Source organism: Amycolatopsis sp. TRM77291, from assembly GCF_054166285.1.
In genome coordinates this window covers 1,966,506-1,983,215 of sequence record NZ_JBSZHF010000001.1, presented here as the reverse complement: position 1 = coordinate 1,983,215, position 16,710 = coordinate 1,966,506, and the positions used below count along the sequence as shown (strand labels likewise).

The 16,710-nt window shown below is 70.2% G+C and carries 8 protein-coding genes; 1 reads left to right on the top strand and 7 read right to left on the bottom strand.

Annotation, left to right across the window (positions count from 1 at the left end; genetic code table 11):
• Positions 1–135: 135 nt before the first annotated feature.
• Both ACXIZN_RS09245 and ACXIZN_RS09240 read right to left on the bottom strand, forming a co-directional pair.
• On the bottom strand, positions 136–1,461 hold the full coding sequence (locus tag ACXIZN_RS09245; protein WP_457953654.1) for an MFS transporter: 1,326 nt from the start codon (positions 1,459–1,461) through the stop codon (positions 136–138).
• Positions 1,458–2,684 (bottom strand): M20 metallopeptidase family protein, encoded by a 1,227-nt coding sequence (locus tag ACXIZN_RS09240; protein WP_457953652.1) that lies wholly within the window; start codon positions 2,682–2,684, stop codon positions 1,458–1,460. The genes ACXIZN_RS09245 and ACXIZN_RS09240 overlap by 4 nt, the downstream gene beginning before the upstream one ends.
• Positions 2,685–2,800: 116 nt before the next feature.
• Here ACXIZN_RS09240 and ACXIZN_RS09235 point away from each other — a divergent pair, with 116 nt between their 5' ends.
• Positions 2,801–3,835 (top strand): AsnC family transcriptional regulator, encoded by a 1,035-nt coding sequence (locus tag ACXIZN_RS09235; RefSeq protein ID WP_457953650.1) that lies wholly within the window; start codon positions 2,801–2,803, stop codon positions 3,833–3,835.
• A gap of 689 nt (positions 3,836–4,524) precedes the next feature.
• Here the strand turns inward: ACXIZN_RS09235 and ACXIZN_RS09230 are convergent.
• Genes ACXIZN_RS09230 through ACXIZN_RS09210 form a run of 5 tightly spaced genes read right to left on the bottom strand, consistent with a single transcriptional unit; the run spans position 4,525 to position 16,457 of the window.
• Positions 4,525–5,460, bottom strand: a complete 936-nt coding sequence (locus ACXIZN_RS09230; RefSeq protein WP_457953649.1) for a TauD/TfdA family dioxygenase — start codon at positions 5,458–5,460, stop codon at positions 4,525–4,527.
• Positions 5,457–6,734, bottom strand: coding sequence for an ATP-grasp domain-containing protein (locus ACXIZN_RS09225; RefSeq protein WP_457953647.1), 1,278 nt, complete (start codon positions 6,732–6,734; stop codon positions 5,457–5,459). The genes ACXIZN_RS09230 and ACXIZN_RS09225 overlap by 4 nt, the downstream gene beginning before the upstream one ends.
• Positions 6,731–8,002 carry an ATP-grasp domain-containing protein gene (locus ACXIZN_RS09220; protein WP_457953645.1) on the bottom strand — a complete coding sequence of 424 codons (1,272 nt, stop codon included), beginning with the start codon at positions 8,000–8,002 and terminating at the stop codon, positions 6,731–6,733. Before ACXIZN_RS09220 ends, ACXIZN_RS09225 begins: the two co-directional genes overlap by 4 nt.
• Complete coding sequence (locus tag ACXIZN_RS09215; RefSeq protein ID WP_457953643.1) at positions 7,999–13,425, bottom strand: amino acid adenylation domain-containing protein; 5,427 nt, start codon at positions 13,423–13,425, stop codon at positions 7,999–8,001. The genes ACXIZN_RS09220 and ACXIZN_RS09215 overlap by 4 nt, the downstream gene beginning before the upstream one ends.
• The gene (locus ACXIZN_RS09210; protein ID WP_457953641.1) at positions 13,422–16,457 is read right to left on the bottom strand and encodes a non-ribosomal peptide synthetase; all 3,036 of its coding nucleotides are present in this window, start codon (positions 16,455–16,457) and stop codon (positions 13,422–13,424) included. The genes ACXIZN_RS09215 and ACXIZN_RS09210 overlap by 4 nt, the downstream gene beginning before the upstream one ends.
• Between the last annotated feature and the right edge of the window lie 253 nt (positions 16,458–16,710).

Genomic DNA, 16,710 nt, shown 5'->3' with positions numbered 1-16,710 from the left:
AGTCAGGCGATGGCGGAACGGTCGAGACGGCGCTGCTCCCGCCCTGATGGCCGCGACCTCGCCCGAGGCACACGGCGCCCGCTCGTACGGCCCCAGTGGACTCGGGCCTCGCGGCAAGGACGACGCCGCCCACGCTCAGACGGCGGTCTTCGACTCGGCCTCCGCTTTCGCCTTCTCGTGCAGGTCGACGCCGCGGGTCTCCGGGAGGGTGAAGACGACCAGGGCGCTGATGACCATGAGCACCATGCCGTAGACGACGAACAGCGACGGATAGCCGTTCTTGGCGAGGAGCGTCTGCAGGTACGGCGCGGTACCACCGAAGGCCGCGACCGCGATCGAGTACGGCACACCCACGCCGATGGTGCGGATGCGGGTCGGGAAGATCTCCGCGTAGACCGCCGGGCCGATGGAGGAGAACCCGGCCATGAAGACCAGCGCGATCGACATCGCCACGAACAGCTGCCAGGCCTGGTCACCGACCATCGCGTTCAGCGGGAAGCTCAGCACCAGGAGTCCGACGATCGCGATGAACAGGACCGGTTTCCTGCCGATGCGATCGGACAGCCTTCCCCACAGCGGCAAGGCGATCAGGAAGATCACGTTCGCGAAGACGCCCGCCCACAGCGCGCCGGTCGGGTCCACGCCCCGCACGGTGATCGCGTACGACGGCGCGGCGACGGCCCACATGTAGTAGATGACCGTGGCGCCGACGGTCAGCCCGACGACCTGCACGAGCAGTTTCGGGTGCTGTTTGATCGTCTGCCAGATCCGGCCTTTCTCGGCCTTCTTCCCGGCGGCGTCGTCCTTGGCATTCTCGGCGAGGAACACGCCGGTTTCCCGCATGCGCATCCGCATGTAGAGCGAGTAGAGCCCGAAGACGCCACCGAGCACGAACGGGATCCGCCAGCCGAACGAGAGCATCTGATCGTGGCTCAGCACCCCGGAAAGGACCGCGCCCAGCAGGGTTCCGGCGAGCACGCCGCAGGTTCCGGAGAAGTAGATCAGGCTCGACCACAACCCGCGGCGGGCGGCGGGGGCGACCTCGGCGATGTAGGTCTGCGCCGAAGGCAGCTCACCGCCGTGTGCGAGACCTTGGCCCAGCCGTGCCACCACGAGGATCACCGACGCCCACACGCCGATCTGGCCGTAGGTGGGGGAAAGACCGATGACGAGGCTGCCGCCGGCGGCGATCGCGACCGTCAGCGTCATCGCCAGCTGACGGCCCTTGCGGTCGGCGATCCAGCCGAAGACCAAGCCACCGAGGGGCCGGGCGGCGAAGCCGACCGCGAAGACCGCCAAGGTGCTCAGCAGCGCCGAAACCTCGTCTTGCGCGTTGAAGAACTGCGCGGCGAAGAACGACGCGAACGTCGCGTAGATGTTCCAGTCGAACCATTCCATCGCGTTGCCCGCGCCGAGCCCGAACAGGGTACGGCGGCGGTCCTTGCCCGCGGTCGCGCTCATCGGGTGGCTCCTTCGGCGAAGCGGTCGAGACGGCGGACGGCGAGCTCGGCGTAGACGGTGGCGGCCCTGGACAGCACGGACGGATCGAAGTCGGCGTACGGACTGTGGTTGTTGGGCGCGGTGTCCGGCTCGAGCCCGGGCATCAGCGCGCCGAGACCGAGGAACGTGCCCGGCACCTCGGCCAGTACCCGGGAGAAGTCCTCGGAACCGGCCACCGGATTGGGCAGTTCGGTGTAGTACTGCTCGCCGATCGTCTCGCGGACGACCTCGGCGCCGAACGCGGTCTCGTCGACGTCGGTGACGGTGACCGGGTACTCGCTTTCGAACACGACGTCGGCGGTGACCGCGTGCGCTCGCGCGACGCCGTCGATCGTCTCGCGGATCGCCGTGTCGAGCAGCGCGCCGGCGGCGTCCGAGAAACAGCGGACGGTGGCCTCGAATTCGGCGGTGGCGGGGATGACGTTGCGTTTGGTGCCGCCGCGGATGACGCCGACGGTGAGCACGGCCGGGTCGAAGATGTCGAACCGCCGGGTGACCATCGTCTGCAACGCGGTGATCATCGCCGCGGTCGCGGAGATCGGATCCTTGGCGCGGTGCGGCATCGACCCGTGGCCGCCTTCGCCGTGCACGGTGACGAGCAGCCGGTACGACGCGGACATCAGCGTGCCGGGACGGCCGGCGAACTGTCCGCTGGGCAGCATCGACGAGAAGACGTGCAGCCCGTAGGCCGCGTCGGCACGCCTGCCCGCGGCGTCGAGCACGCCTTCCCGGAGCATCACGCCGGCGCCGTCCCAGCCCTCCTCGCCGGGCTGGAACATCAGGACGACGTCGCCGTTGATGCGGTCTCGGTGGGTGTGCAGGAGCCGGGCCGCGCCGACCAGCGACGTGGTGTGCAGATCATGGCCGCAGGCGTGCATCGAGCCGTTCGTGGCGGCGAAGTCCAGCCCGGTCGCCTCGGCCACCGGGAGGGCGTCCATGTCCGCGCGCAGCAAGACCGTGCGCGGCCGGGCGGAATCCCGGGCCGTGCCCTCGCCGCGCAGCACCGCGGTCACCGAGGTCGTGCCGGTCCCGGTGGAGACCTCCAGACCGAGCCCGTCGAGTTCACGCAGGACCCGCTCCTGGGTGCGGGGCAGGTCGAGGCCGACCTCGGGCTCGCGGTGCAGGTCGCTGCGGAGCCGGACCAGCTCGTCCTGCAGGCTTCGAGCGTCGTCGTGAAGGTCCACCGGTCGATCTCCTCTTCGTCGGACGTCGGCGTCTTGGTCGTCGAGTGTGCGAATCCGCGTCCGATATCGGGCTAGAATTGTCGGAATCGCTCAACAATCGGCCCCTGGAAGAACAAATGGTGATCGATTCCCTGGATGAGGAGGACTTTTCGCTCATCCACGCTCTGCAACTACGGCCTCGCGCCACCTGGGCACAGCTGGGCGACGCCCTCGGCTCGTCGCCGGTGACGCTGGCGCGGCGATGGGAGCGGCTGCGCGACGGAGGCGGAGCCTGGGTGACGGCGTATCCACGCGTGCCCGGGCGGTCCCGGGTGCAGGCCGCGTACGTCGAGATCCGCTGCGCGAGCGGCCGGATCCGGGAACTCATCCGCGAACTGTCCACCTGGCCGTCGGTCGTCAGCATCGAGGAGGCTTCGCGCGAGTACAGCCTGGTGCTGACGGTGTTCGGTCTCGGCATGCACGACCTCTCCACCCTGCTGCTGGACGCGATCCCCGGGCTTCCCGGCGTCCTCAACATCCGTTCGCATCTGGTGTCGCGGTTGCACGTCGAAGGCAGCTCCTGGCGGGTGGGCGCGCTGGACCGGGAGCGCGTGCAGGCGTTGTCGCAGCTGCCGCCGTCGTCCGGCGGCGCGGGCGGACGGCAGACGGCGCTACAGCCGTGGCACGAGCCGTACGCCGCGCTGACCGAGGCGCTGGGCGAAGACGGCCGCCGCACCGCCGCGGACCTCGCCCGGCTCACCGGCCGTCCGGTGTCGACCGTCCGGCGCCAGCTCGGTCACCTGATCGCCGCCGACGCGCTGACTTTCCGGTGCGAGATCGCGCAAGGGCTCACCCCGTCGCCGATCGTCGTCAACTGGTGGTGCCAGGTGCCCGTCGCGCATGTGCCGACCTGCGTGGACCGGCTGAGGGCCAACCCGGCCATCCGTCAGATCGCGAGCCTGCCCGGCCCGGCGAACCTGCTGGTGACCACCTGGATGCGCTCGATCGAGGAATCGATGCGGATGCAGGAACATCTGGAACAGGACCTGGCCCCGTTGTCGGTCGCCGACTCGGCCCTGATCCTGCGGACGGCCAAACGGATGGGCTGGCTGCTGGACGATCTGGGGCGCAGCACGGGATTCGTCGTCACGATGCCCGCTCGCCGGGCGTGAGGTTGTGCGGGGTAGGCACCTGGGTGTGTTGCGAAAGCCACTTTCGGGACATTGGAGGTTGGGGAAGTGGCTTTCGCAACGTGAGTGGCCTCGGCGCGTGTCGCGAAAGCCACTTTCGGGACATTGGAAGTTGGCAGTCGCATTGCCACTCGGTCTGCGACAGTGGCGGCAGGAGCGGCTCATCCAGGAGATCTCGACTTTCCACAAGGGACTCGATTTGACGCCCCGGGGAGGGGGTCGTGAGTGTCTTGGGTCGTTCTAACCTCCTTTACCACTCACAAAACAGCGCATATGTACATCAACCGGATATCCATCCGTCAGGAAGTGTCCCTTGTGGACACTCTTGGGCTGCACCATCTCGACTTCACCGAGACCCTGACACTGAAGGTGGGAAAGTGGCGTTCGCAACGTGAGTGGCCTCGACGCGTGTCGCGAAAGCCACTTTCGGGACATCACACGTCCCGAAAGTGGCTTTCGCNGGAGGACGCCACGCCGGACAAGCTGTTCAACGATCCGGAGCACGACCGGACGCGGCGGTTCCTCAAGGCGGTCATCGACCGGGCTTGAGGCTCGGCTGTGCATGTCGCGAAAGCCACTTTCGGGACATCACACGTCCCGAAAGTGGCTTTCGCGACACCACAGCAGCCGCGCATCCGATCGGGGCCACCGACCCCGCCCCAGACCGAAGGTCACGTCATCGCGACCAACGTCCGCCGCTTGCCCGTGAACGGCTCCCGCCCATGCGCCATCAGCATGTTGTTGATCACCATGATGTCTCCCGGCTGCCACGTGAACGCGTAGCCGACCTCGTCGTACGCCGCCTTGATCGCGTCCAGGTCCGCCTGCGGGATCGGCGAGCCGTCGGCGAAGAAAGCGTTGCGGGGCAGGTCTTCCACGGGATACAGCTCCAGCAGCGCCTCGCTGACCTCCTCCCCCAGGCTCGACACGTGGAACAGATTGGCCTGGTTGAACCACACCATCGCGCCGGTGTGCGGTTCCTCGGCGAAGGAGGGACGCACGTGCCGCGTGCGCAGGCCCTCGTCGGTCCACTCGAACGTCTGCCCGTTGGCGGCGCAGTAGTCCTCCACCACCTGGCGGTCGTCGGTCTGGAACGCCTCCTGCCAGGTCAGCCCGAGGCCTTCGCGGAACGCCCTGGTGTAGGTGACGCCGCCCGCGAAGCGCTCGCGCAGGTCCTCCGGCAGCAGGCGGTACATCGCGCGGCTGTCGGCGATCGGCGTCGCGCCGCCGGTTTCGGCCGCCGTGTCGCACAGGAAGAACAGGCGGTCCGGCCAGTGCGCCGAGTAGGAGTTCTCGTTGTGCATCGGGATCGACTCGGCGGGCGGATACTCAGTCGAGGTGTAGATGTTGCCCGAGACCGCCGACCGCGGGGTCGACCGTTCCGTGTACGTCAGCAGCGAGCCGCCGATCTCCTCGGTGATCTGGTTGAACACCGTCAGGTCGGCCGGCATCCCGCGCAGCAGGATCGCGCCGTGCTCGCGCAGCCGGTCCTGCAGCACTTCGCGGTGCGCGCGCACCCAGTCCAGGCCCGTGGCCGCGTACACGGTGAGCTTCGTGTGTTCGTTTCCCTCGATGTGGCCGAGGTTCGCCGCGAGTTCGGCGGTCATGACTCCTCCAGTTCGAATCGGATCAGCTTGGCGGCCTCGGCGTGCAGCGCGGCGAGGTCTTCGGTGTCGGCGAACCCCGCGGCGAGCACGTTCACCGCGTAGATCTCCTGGTCGTCGGTGAGCAGCTGGCCGGGGCGCACGATCGTGACGACCTCCAGGACCTCGGGCAGGTCGGCGACCTCGTCGGTGCCGTCGACGCGGACCAGCCGCCCGGTGCCCTCGGCGTAGAAGATCAGGTAACCCACCGGAACCGGCAGGCCAGCACCTCGCGCGGGCGGCGGCGTGCCCAGTGCCAGCGACACGGCTTCGGTGATGACGTCGATGCCGGTCGCGAGTTTCAGCAGCACCGGCTGGGCGCCGCCGGCCGGGCGGCCCGCGTTCACCTCGACGATCGTCGCGCCCAGCTCGGCGTCGTCGATCAGCTCGAGATGCGCGCAGGTGTTGTCCAGGCCCAGCGCGAGCGCGGCGGCCGTCGCGGCCGCCATCAGCCGTTCGGTGTCCTTTTCGGACAGTTCGAGCGGCGGGCAGACCATGCCCAGTTCGAATTTGCGCTCGTCGATCAGCGGCTTCTCCACCACGGCCACCGGTTTCGCGACACCGTCGCGCACCAGGACGTCGACAGCGTACTCCGGGCCGCGCAGCAGGCCTTCCACGAGGAACACCTTCAGCGGGTCGATCGGATCCGGTCCGCCGCCGACGAGCCGGTGGTACCGGGCGTCCTCCGACAGCGGTAGCCGCTCGGCCAGCAGCCGGTACGCCGCCGCCAGCTCGTCCACAGTGGACACCGTGCGGACGAGATTGCTCGCCGCGCCGTTCACCGGCTTGACGATCGCCGGGAGCCCGACCGCGGAGGCGACCGACACCGCCTCGGCGGCCGACGAGATCAGCGCGCAGCGCGGGCCGGGCAACCCCGCCGCGGCCAGCGCTTGCCGGACCGCGAACTTGTTGTGCGTCACGGTGAACACCGACGCCGGGCAGCGCGCGACACCGAGCAGCTCGGCCGCACGGGCGACGCTCGCGATGATCCCTTCGGCGGCGGTCATGACCCCGGCCGGGCTCGCGGTCCGCTCCCGGATCGCCGCGGCCACGGCTTCGGCGTCACGGACGTCGTCGACCACGACGACGCCGTCGACCAGTTCCGCGACCTGTGCCTGCTCGGCCGGTTCGAGGGGTTGCGTGACCAGTTCGACCCTCGGCCCGCTCGCGCGTACGGCGGCCACGAAGTCGGCGATCCACTGCCCTGCGGTCTCGCAGACCACGAACGCGGTGTTCACACGTCCTCCAGTTCCAGCCGGACGAGCTTGCTCGCCTCGGCGTGCAGGGCGGCGAGGTCGTCGTGATCGGCGAACCCGGCCACGACGAGGTTGACCGCGTAGATCTCCTGTTCGTCGGTGAGCACCTGCCCCGGAGAGACGGTGGTGACGACGTCGATCACCTCGGGCAGCTCGGCGATCTCGTCGAGCCCGCCGATGCCGGTCAACCGGCCCGAACCGGCCGCGTAGAGGATCAGCATGCCCAGCGGGATCGGCAGTTTCGCCGGTTCCCGCACCGGCGGCGGAGCGCCCACCGCGAGCGCCGCCAGCTCGGCGAACACGTCGATCCCGGTCCGCAGCTTCGCCAGCAGCGGCATGATCGACCCGGCGGGCCTGCCCGCGTTGACCTCGACGATCGTCGGGCCGCGGTCGGCGTCGTCGATCAGCTCGACGTGGGCGCAGGTGTTGTCGAGCCCCAGCGCGCGAACGGCGGCGACCGCCGCCGTGGCGACCAGCTCGGCCCGGCCGGCGGTGAGCCCGGCGGGCGGGCACGACAGCGCCAGCTCGAACTTCCGCTCGTCGATCAACGGTTTGTCGAGGATCTCGACCGGCTCTGCCACCCCGTCACGGACCAGCACGTCCACCGCGTACTCCGGGCCCGACAGCAATCCTTCGACGAGGAACGTCACCGAAGGGTCCAGTGTCCCCAGTGGACGGTGGTAACGCGGATCCGCGGACTCGGGCAACCGCGCGGCCAGATGCTCGTACGCGGCCGTCAGTTCGTCCACAGTGGATACCGTACGGACGAGGTTGCTGCCCGCTCCGTTGACCGGTTTGACGATCGCCGGGAACCCGACCGCCGACGCGACCGAAGCCGCCTCGCCGGCCGACGAGATCAGGGCGTGCGCGGGTCCTGGCAGCCCGGCCGCGGCGAGCGCCTCCCGGACGGCGAACTTGTTCGCGCACAAGGCGAACACCGACGCCGGACAGCGCGCCACCCCGAGCAGCTCCGCCGCGCGGGCGGTACTCGCGATGGCGCCGTCCGAGCCGGTGAAGATGCCGGCCAGCGCACCGCCGTCGATCTCCCGGACCTTGGCCGCGACGGCCTCCGGATCGTGGACGTCGTCGAGGGCGACGACGTCGTCCACCACGCCGTCCAGCGCCGCCCGCTCGGCCGCGTCCATCGGCGGGGCGAGCAGCACGACGCGGTGACCGGCCGCCCGGATCGCGGGCGCGACCTCGCCGACCCAGTGCCCGCGGGCCTCCCTGACCAGCACTGCCGTACTCATGCGGCTTCCTTCCCGGCGAGCTTGCGCTCCCGTTCCTGCGCACCCACCAGGTCGTCAGGCAGCGAATCGGGCACTTCGGTGTCGAACCGGCGCAGCAGCCGCAGCGAGAACCCGCCCACGTTGATCAGCAGCAGGATCAGCGCGAAGACGACGTAGGCGAGCCCGATGCCCCGGGTCTCGCCGGTGCCGAGCACGGCGCCGACCGATCCGGTCAGCGCGCCGCCCGGCGCCAGCAGCGGCGAGAACCAGCCGACGGCCAGCGGCGCCAGCACGGCGAACCCGATCGGCAGCGTCGACCACGTGATCGTCTGGTTGATCGCGAACACCCGGCCGTGGAACCGCTGCGGCACCTTGACCTGCACCAGCGTCGCGTAGATGCCCTGCGACACCGACATCGCGGCGGCGAGGAGGAACACCCCGGCCGCGACGACGATCAGCGACGGCCTAAGGCCCATCACCAGGCTGCCGAGCGCGATCCCGACGTTGCCGACGAGCACGCCGACCATCCGCCGGTGCCGCGGTCCGCCCCACAGCGCCATCCCGATGCCGCCCGCGACCGCGCCGACGGCCTCGGCGAGCGCCACCTGCGCCACGTCGGTGACCGAACCGAACGACAGCACGAGCGGCGACAGCAGCACCAGGGCGGGGGCGAGGAAGACGTTCGCCAGCGCGAAGTACAGCAGCATCGTGCGGAAACCGCGGTGGTTCCACGAGTACCGCAGCCCGCCCGCGATCGCCGTCAGCAGCGGTTCGCGCGGGCGCCAGCCCAGCATGTCCGGGAACCGCACCAGCAGCAGGCCCACGATCGCGAACGCGTAGCTCGCCATGTCCAGGATCAGGATCCCCGACAGCTGGATCGTCGCCAGCAGCCCGGCCGCGATCACCGGCATCAGCAGCTGGGCGAATCCGGTGGACAGCTGCGCGAGACCCATCGCGTGACCGAGGTACTGCTTCGGCACCAGCTGCGCCACCGAGGACTGATAGGCGATGCGCTGGAACGAAGCGGCCACCGAGCCGAGCGGGATCAGGACGTAGAACAACCACAGCTGGACGTGCCCGGTGATCAGCAGCAACGCCAGTATCAGCTGGATCCCGCCCGCGATGCTGCTGGCCGCGATCATGATCCGCCGCCGGTCGCCACGGTCGACCAGCGCGCCCGCCACCGGCAGGACCAGCACGCCGAACAGCAGCGCGAGCGCCCACAGCAGGCCGAGGTCGGCGACCGAGCCCGTGCGGGTGTAGAGCCAGATCGGCACCGCGAACGACGTCAGCGCCGAACCGGTCGAGGACACCAGCTGCCCGATCGTGATCGTGACGAACCGGCCCATGCTCGGCCGCACCACGGGCTTTTCGTCCACGGTGGCCTTATGGGTCTCGTGCACCGCCCAGCCCGCGTCCTCGCCGCGGACCCGGACGTCGAGTTCGCCGGGATCGTCCAGCGCCGGGTGCACGCGCGTGACGATCTCCGCGAGTTCTTCGGCCCGGTAGCGCAGGAAGAAGTGCCCTGCCTGGTCGAGTACGACGAGCCCGGTGGTGTCGGTGAGGAACTCCCATTCCCGGTACCGCTCGGCGTAGAAGTCGGTGACCGGGTCCTCGGAGCCGACCACCGACACGATCGGCGCGCGCAGCTTGGCCACGCGGGCGTCGAGCAGGCCGCTGAAGTACTCCTCGGCGGCGCGGCTGTCGACGCGCATGTTCGTGATGATCCGGTCGGCCTGCGCCGGGTCGAGGTCGTCGGTGTCGACGCCCATGCCCTTGAGCCAGTTCGAGTAGTACCGGTTGCTGCGCAGCTTCTCCAGCCGGGTGCGCAGCGTGCCCACCGCGCCCTTCATGCGGGCGAACGGGAAAATCGCGCCGATGTAGACGACCTCCAGTTCGCGGCCGCGCTCTTCGAGCATCCGGGCGACGGCGACGGCGAGCGCGTTGCCGACACCGCAGTGGCCGTAGATGGCCAGCGGGCCGTCGATCCGGTCGAGGATCTCGTCGGCCAGCCGCTCGACCAGGTCGTCGAAGGGCAGCGCCTCCTCGGACAAGCCGACGTCGTGGCCGGGGATGGCGACCGAGTAGAGCGAGTAGCCCTCCGGGAGCACGTCGGCCAAGGGCTGGTAGACGATCGCGCTGCCGCCGCCGTAGGGGAAGCAGACATAGGTCAATGTCCGCTGCTTCGCCGGCTTGGTCAGCTCGTAGAGCAGGTGCCGCGGCCGGTCGGTGTCGTCACCGTCCATGAAGGACGCCAGCTCGCGGATCGTGCGGTGCTGGAACAGGTCCATGACGCCGACCTGGCCCGCGCCCGCCTTGCCGATCCGCGCCACCACCTGGGTGGCCAGCATCGAGTGGCCGCCGAGGTCGAAGAAGTCGTCGTCGACGCCCAGCTCGTCCACCTTGAGCACGTCACGCCAGATCTCGGCCAGCAGGGTCTCGACCGGGGTCGACGGCGCGACCAGTTCCTTGGTCGCGTCCCGCGACGCGACCGGAGCGGGGAGCGCCTTCCGATCGAGTTTGCCGTTCGGGGTGAGCGGCAGCTCGTCGAGCGCGACGAACGACGGCGGGACCATGTAGTCGGGGAGGCTCTGCTTGAGCGCCGTCCGCAACGCGCCGGGCTCGGCGTCGCCGACGACGTACCCGACCAGCCGCTTGTCCCCCGGCGTGTCCTCGCGGACGATCACGGCGGCGTCGCGCACGCCCGGCTGGGCGCGTAGCGTCGTCTCGATCTCCCCCAGTTCGATACGGAGTCCGCGCAGCTTGACCTGGTGGTCGATCCGGCCGAGGAACGCGATCGTCCCGTCCGGGCGCCAGTGCGCGAGGTCACCGGTGCGGTACATCCGTCCACTGTGGAACGGATTGGGCACGAACCGCTCGGCCGTCAGCTCCGGACGGTTGTGGTAGCCCAGCGCGAGGCCGACACCGGCGATGTGCAGTTCGCCGGGCACGCCGACCGGGCAGGGCCGACCGGCACGGTCGAGGACGTAGATCCGGATGTTCTGGATCGGCGCCCCGATCGGCACCGACGCGACCTCCGCGAGCGCGGCGGGCGTGCAGTGCCACGCGGTGACGTCGATGGCAGCTTCGGTCGGGCCGTAGAGATTGTGCAGCTCGCAGTCCGGCAGCCGTCGGACGAACTCACGGGCGGCGTCGAGCGGCAGCTCCTCGCCGCTGCACACGACCCGCCGCAGCGCCGTGCAGCTCTCGACGCCTTGTTCGGCCAGGAAGAGCGTGAGCATCGACGGCACGAAGTGCGCGGTGGTGATGCCTTCGGACGCGAGCAGCTCACGCAGGTACGCGGCGTCCTTGTGGCCGCCGGGTTCGGCGAGCACGAGCCGCGCGCCGGTGATCAGCGGCCAGAAGAACTCCCAGACCGACACGTCGAAACCGGCCGGGGTCTTCTGCAGGACCGAATCGGTGCCGTCGAGGCGGTACGCGCGCTGCATCCAGTCGAGCCGGTTGACGATGCCGCGGTGACCGTTGGGCACGCCCTTCGGCTGGCCCGTGGAGCCCGAGGTGTAGATGACGTACGCCGGGTCTTCCGGGCCGGCGAGCGGCTCGGGCGGCTCTGTCGTCTCGGCGAGATCGGCAGCGTCATCTACGACAACGACGGTCGCGTCACCCGGCGGCAGCGTTTCGCGCAACGCCGCCTGCGTCAGCACGACGGGAGCGGCCGCGTCCCGCAGCATGAACGCCAGCCGGTCGGCCGGGTACTCCGGGTCGAGCGGGACGTACGCGCCACCGGCCTTCAGCACACCGAGGAGCGCGACGACCAGCTCGAACGACCGCTCCGCGAACACGCCGGTGAGCACGCCCGGCCCGACGCCGAGGCCACGCAGCCGGTGCGCGAGCCGGTTGGCCCGCTCGTCCAGCTCGCGATAGGTCAGCGACGCGCCGCGGAAGGTCACCGCGGGCGCGTCCGGCGTCCGGGCGGCCTGCTCCTCGACGAGCGCGTGCAGCGTGGTCTGCGGGAACTCGGCCGTCGTGGCGTTCCAGCGCTCCAGGACGAGTTCGCGCTGCGTGTCGTCGAGGATGTCCACTTCGGACAGTCGCCGGTCCGGGGCGGCGACGATCGAGCGCAGCAGTGTGACCAGCCGCCCGGCCATCCCGGCGACCGTGTCCTCGGTGAACAGCGCGGTGTTGTAGACGAGCTTGCCGATCAGCCCGCGTTCGACCTCGATCGCGTGGAACTCGAAGTCGAACCGGGTCGCGGGCAGGTCCATCGGCAGCCAGCGGAAGTCCACGGCGGACTCCCCGGCCGCGCCCATCCGGCCCATCTCGTAGTTCTGCAGCACGAACATCGCCTGGAACACCGGCGAGCGGCTGACGTCGCGGGGCACGCCGAGCGCGTTCACCAGCCGCTCGAACGGGACGTCGGCGTGATCGAACGCGTCCAGCACGTGCCGCCGGGTGCGTTCGAGCAGTTCGGCGAACGTCGGGTCGCCCGCGAGCTGGGCACGCAGCGGCAACATGTTGATGAACATGCCCGCCACGCCCTCCAGCTCGGGAAGGCCGCGCCCGGCAGACGACGAGCCGATCGCGAAGTCCTCCTGGCCCGAGTACCGCGAAAGCAGCACCTGGTAGGCGGCCAGCAGGGTCATGAAGAGCGTGACCCCGTGCTCGCGGCTCAGTTCACCGAGGGCGCGGGCGAGATCGCGTTCGACGAAGAACTCGTGGATCTCGCCGTCGAAACTCTGCTTGGCGGGCCGGGGCCGGTCCGTGGGCAGCTCCAGCGGCTCGACTCCGGCGAGCTGCGCCTTCCAGTGCTCGAGCTGCCGGTCGAGTTCGCCGCCGGTGAGCGTGCGGCGCTGCCAGTGCGCGAAGTCGCCGTACCCGATGCTCAGCGCGGGCAGCTCGGCGGTGCCGCCGGTGCTCAGGGCGTGGTACTGCGCGGCGAGGTCACGGAGCAGCAGGTCGACCGACCAGCCGTCGCCCACGATGTGATGCGTGCACAGGACCAGCAGATGTTCCTCGTCGGACACCCTGGCCAGGGTCGCCCGCAGCAGTGGACCCGTGGCCAGGTCGAACATCTCGGCCGCGGCGGCGTCGACCGCGGCGCGGGCGGCTTCCTCGCCGCCTGCATCCACTATGGACAGAGCGACCGATACCGACGGTTCGATGTGGACGGTCGGCTGCCCGTCCTCCCCTTCCGGGAACCGCATCCGCAGGGCCTCGTGCCGCGCCGGAAGGGAGTCCAAAGCGGACTGAAGCGCGGCGACGTCGAGCCTGCCGGTCAGCCGGATCGGCACCGGGATGTGGTACGACCCGGTGCCCGGCGCGAACTGCTCCATGAACCAGACGCGTTCCTGCTGATACGACAGCGGGACAGCGGCGTCGGCGGGGCGCGGTGTGATGGTCGCGGCCGTCTCCGTGCGCCGTCGCAGCCGTCGTTCGAGCAGCGCGCGGCGCGCGGCCGCGCTGGTCTCGTCGATCGCGGTCATGAGTTCTCGCCTTCGGCCAGCTGGCGCTGGACCTCTTCGTCGCTGAGCTGGTCGAGGTCTTCGGAGAGCCGCCGCTCGATCTCGGCGGCGAGCCCGGCGACGGTGGTGAGGGTGAACAGCCCCCGCACCGGGATGTCGACCTCGACCTGCTTGCGGATCCGGGCCATCGCGCGGATCGCCAGCAGCGAGTTGCCGCCACGGGCGAAGAAGTCGTCGTTCGCGCCGAGATCGTCGATGCCGAGCAACTCGCCGAGCACTTCGGCGACGAGTTCTTCGGCCGCGGTCCGGGGTGCGACGTACGCCAGTGCCTCGCCGGGTTCGGGATCCGGCAGCGCGTCCCGGTCGAGTTTGCCGCTGGCCGCCATCGGCAGCGCGTCGAGAGTCACGAACCTGGTCGGCACCAGGTACTCCGGCAACGTCTTCCGCAGTGCCTCGGTCACTCCCCCGGCGCTGCCGACGACGTAGCCGACGAGCGTGTCGCCGCGGACCGCCACGGCCGCGTCGCGCACTTCCGGCAGCTCACGCAGCGCCGCTTCGACCTCGCCGGGCTCGATGCGGTAGCCGCGCAGTTTCACCTGCTCGTCGATGCGGCCGAGGTAGTCGAGCGTGCCGTCGCGGCGCCAGCGGACGAGGTCGCCGGTCGCGTACATCCGGCCGGACGGACCGTCAGTGAACTTCTCCGCGGTCAGATCCGGCAGGCCGAGGTAGCCGCGGGCCAGCTGCGGCCCGGCGACGTACAGCTCGCCCGGGACGCCCGGCGGCACCGGCTGCCGCCGCTCGTCGAGGACGTACGCACGGGTGCCGGGCACCGGACGACCGATCGAAACGGGTCCGGAAGGCAGCGTGTCCCCGGGTTCGATCCGGTGCACGACGCAGCCGACCGTGGCCTCGGTCGGGCCGTACTCGTTGACGACGAGCGTGCCGGGGTGGCGGTCCCGCCACGGCTGGACGGTCTCGGTGATCAGCGCTTCGCCACCGAGCACCAGCTCGCCTGTGGGAAAGAGGTCCTCAGCGAGAACGGCGAGGTGTGTCGGCGTGGCCTTGACGAACGTCGGGCGGCCGCCGTCGACCACCGCGCCCCCGGCGGTGAGCGTGCCGAGCAGCGTCGTCACGGTGAGGTCGAACGACGCCGACGTGTGCAGCAACGCCCGCCCGGCCAGGCCGGGGTACGCCTCACGCGCCCAGGCCAGGTACGTGTCGACGGCCCGGTGCTCGACCTCGACGCCCTTGGGCCGCCCGGTCGAGCCCGACGTGTAGATCACATAGGCGACGTCGCCCGGCCCGGCCGCCGGTTCCGGGTCTTCGGTGGCCGCGGCGGACCACTCCGCCGGATCGTCCAGTGCCAGCGTCTTGGTGTCCAAAGAGGACTCACCGGCGACCAGCACGAACGGCACACCCGCGTCGGCGAGGATGAGCGCCTGCCGGGGAGCCGGGTTGGCCGGGTCCAGCGGGACGTAGGCCGCGCCGCTCTTCAGCACCCCGAGCACGCCGGTCAGCAGGTCCGCCGAGTTCGGCACGCATACGCCGACGACGGAGCCGGGACCGGTGCCCAGCTCGCGCAGCCGGTGCGCGACGCGGTTGGCACGCGCGTTCAGCTCGCTGTACGTCAGGCGAACCCCGCCGAAGTCGACGGCGGGTGCGTCCGGGGTTCGCCGCGCCTGGTCCTCGAACCTGGCGTGCACGGTCTTCGTGTCCGAAGTGGACACTTCCGGGTTCCAGCCGGTCAGTACCAGTTCACGTTCGGCGTCCGACAGCAGCGGCAGATCCGCGACCGACTGTGCCGGATCGGCGACCGCCGCGGTCAGCAGCCGCACGTAGCGCTCGGCCACGGCTTCGGCGGTCTCGCGGTCGAACAGGTCGGTACGGTAGACGAGGCTTCCGTCCACGGCGGTCAGGTCGATCGCGATGTCGTCCTTCGCGGTGGCCGAGCGGATCGGCTCCAGCCCCGAGTCGGGCAGGAAGTTGAACCCCACCTGGTACAGCGCCTGCACGCCGGGATCGCGCTCGGCCCCGACCGCTTCGGCGACCGCCTGGAACGGCACCTGGCTGTGGTCGATCGCCTCCAGGAGCGTGGTCCGGACCCGGCCGACCAGCTCGGTGAACGCGGGCGCGCCCGAGCAGTCGACGCGCACGGCCATCTGGTTGACGAACATGCCGATCAGATCGGCCAGCTCGGGCAGGTCGCGGCCGGCGACCGGGACGCCGACGACGATGTCGTCCACTCTGGACAGTCGAGACAGGAGCGCCGCATAGCCGGCCAGCAGCACCATGAACGGCGACGCCGACAGCTCCCGGCTCAGCTCGCCGACCCGGTCGATCAGTCCGTCCGGGAGGGTGAAGTGCACCTGGTCACCGGCGAACGTCAGCTCAGACGGCCGCGGCCGGTCGGTGGGCAGGCCGTGCACCGGCGGCAGCCCGGCGAGCTGCTTGCGCCAGTAGTCCAGCTGTTCACTCGACGCTTCGAGCTGCCCGCGCTGCCAGGCCGAGAAGTCCGGGTACTGGATGGCCAGCTCGGGCAGCTTCGGCTCGCGGCCCTCGAACACGGCGTCGCACGCCTCGCCCAGCTCGGTCCCCAGAACCAGCACCGAACCGGCGTCGAACACGGTGTGGTGCACGACGAACGTGAGCACCCACTCGTCGTCGGCCATCCGGCACACCTGGGCCCGCCACGGCGGCGGCGAGTCGAGCGGGATGGCCTCGCGCGACACCTCTCCGACGAGTTCGGCGAGCCGGTCTTCACGGGCGCCGGCGGGCAGATCCCGCAGGTCGTGGACCTCGGGCTCGATCGGCACCTCGGCGTGCACCACCTGCATGAGCGCGCCGCCGTCCATGCGGAAGGACGTGCGCAGCGCCTCGTGCCGCCCGACGATGAGGCCGAGCGCGGCACGCCACTGCTCCGCGGTCAGCGGGCGGTCCAGCCGGGCCTGGCAGTGCAGGTTGTACACCGGGGACGCCGGGTCGAGCTGGCCGGACAGCCAGATCCGCTCCTGGCCGAACGAGGCCGGGAACGTCCATTCCTTCGTGTCGCTCATGATTTCCTGTTCTCAATGTCTGTTGGGGAAGCCGCGACCGCGAGAGGGGAGGCAAAGGTGGCGCCGGTTGGGGGTGTGTGGAAATAGGGACGTTGAGTGTCCCTATTTCCACACAGTGGAAATAGGGACGTTGAGTGTCCCTATTTCCACACACCCCGCCTGAACCGGTCGTTACAGGGACGGTCTCGCCGGACCGTGTGGATTTCGGGTCATCCAACGCCCCAAAATCCACACGGCCCGGCACCGCGCCCCA

Excerpts from the sequence above, each read along its gene's own strand:
- ACXIZN_RS09235 (WP_457953650.1), top strand. The coding sequence starts at position 2,801 with ATGGTGATCGATTCCCTGGATGAGGAGGACTTTTCGCTCATCCACGCT.
- ACXIZN_RS09220 (WP_457953645.1), bottom strand. The coding sequence starts at position 8,002 with ATGAGTACGGCAGTGCTGGTCAGGGAGGCCCGCGGGCACTGGGTCGGC.
- ACXIZN_RS09215 (WP_457953643.1), bottom strand. The coding sequence starts at position 13,425 with ATGACCGCGATCGACGAGACCAGCGCGGCCGCGCGCCGCGCGCTGCTC.
- ACXIZN_RS09230 (WP_457953649.1), bottom strand. The coding sequence starts at position 5,460 with ATGACCGCCGAACTCGCGGCGAACCTCGGCCACATCGAGGGAAACGAA.
- ACXIZN_RS09245 (WP_457953654.1), bottom strand. The coding sequence starts at position 1,461 with ATGAGCGCGACCGCGGGCAAGGACCGCCGCCGTACCCTGTTCGGGCTC.
- ACXIZN_RS09210 (WP_457953641.1), bottom strand. The coding sequence starts at position 16,457 with ATGAGCGACACGAAGGAATGGACGTTCCCGGCCTCGTTCGGCCAGGAG.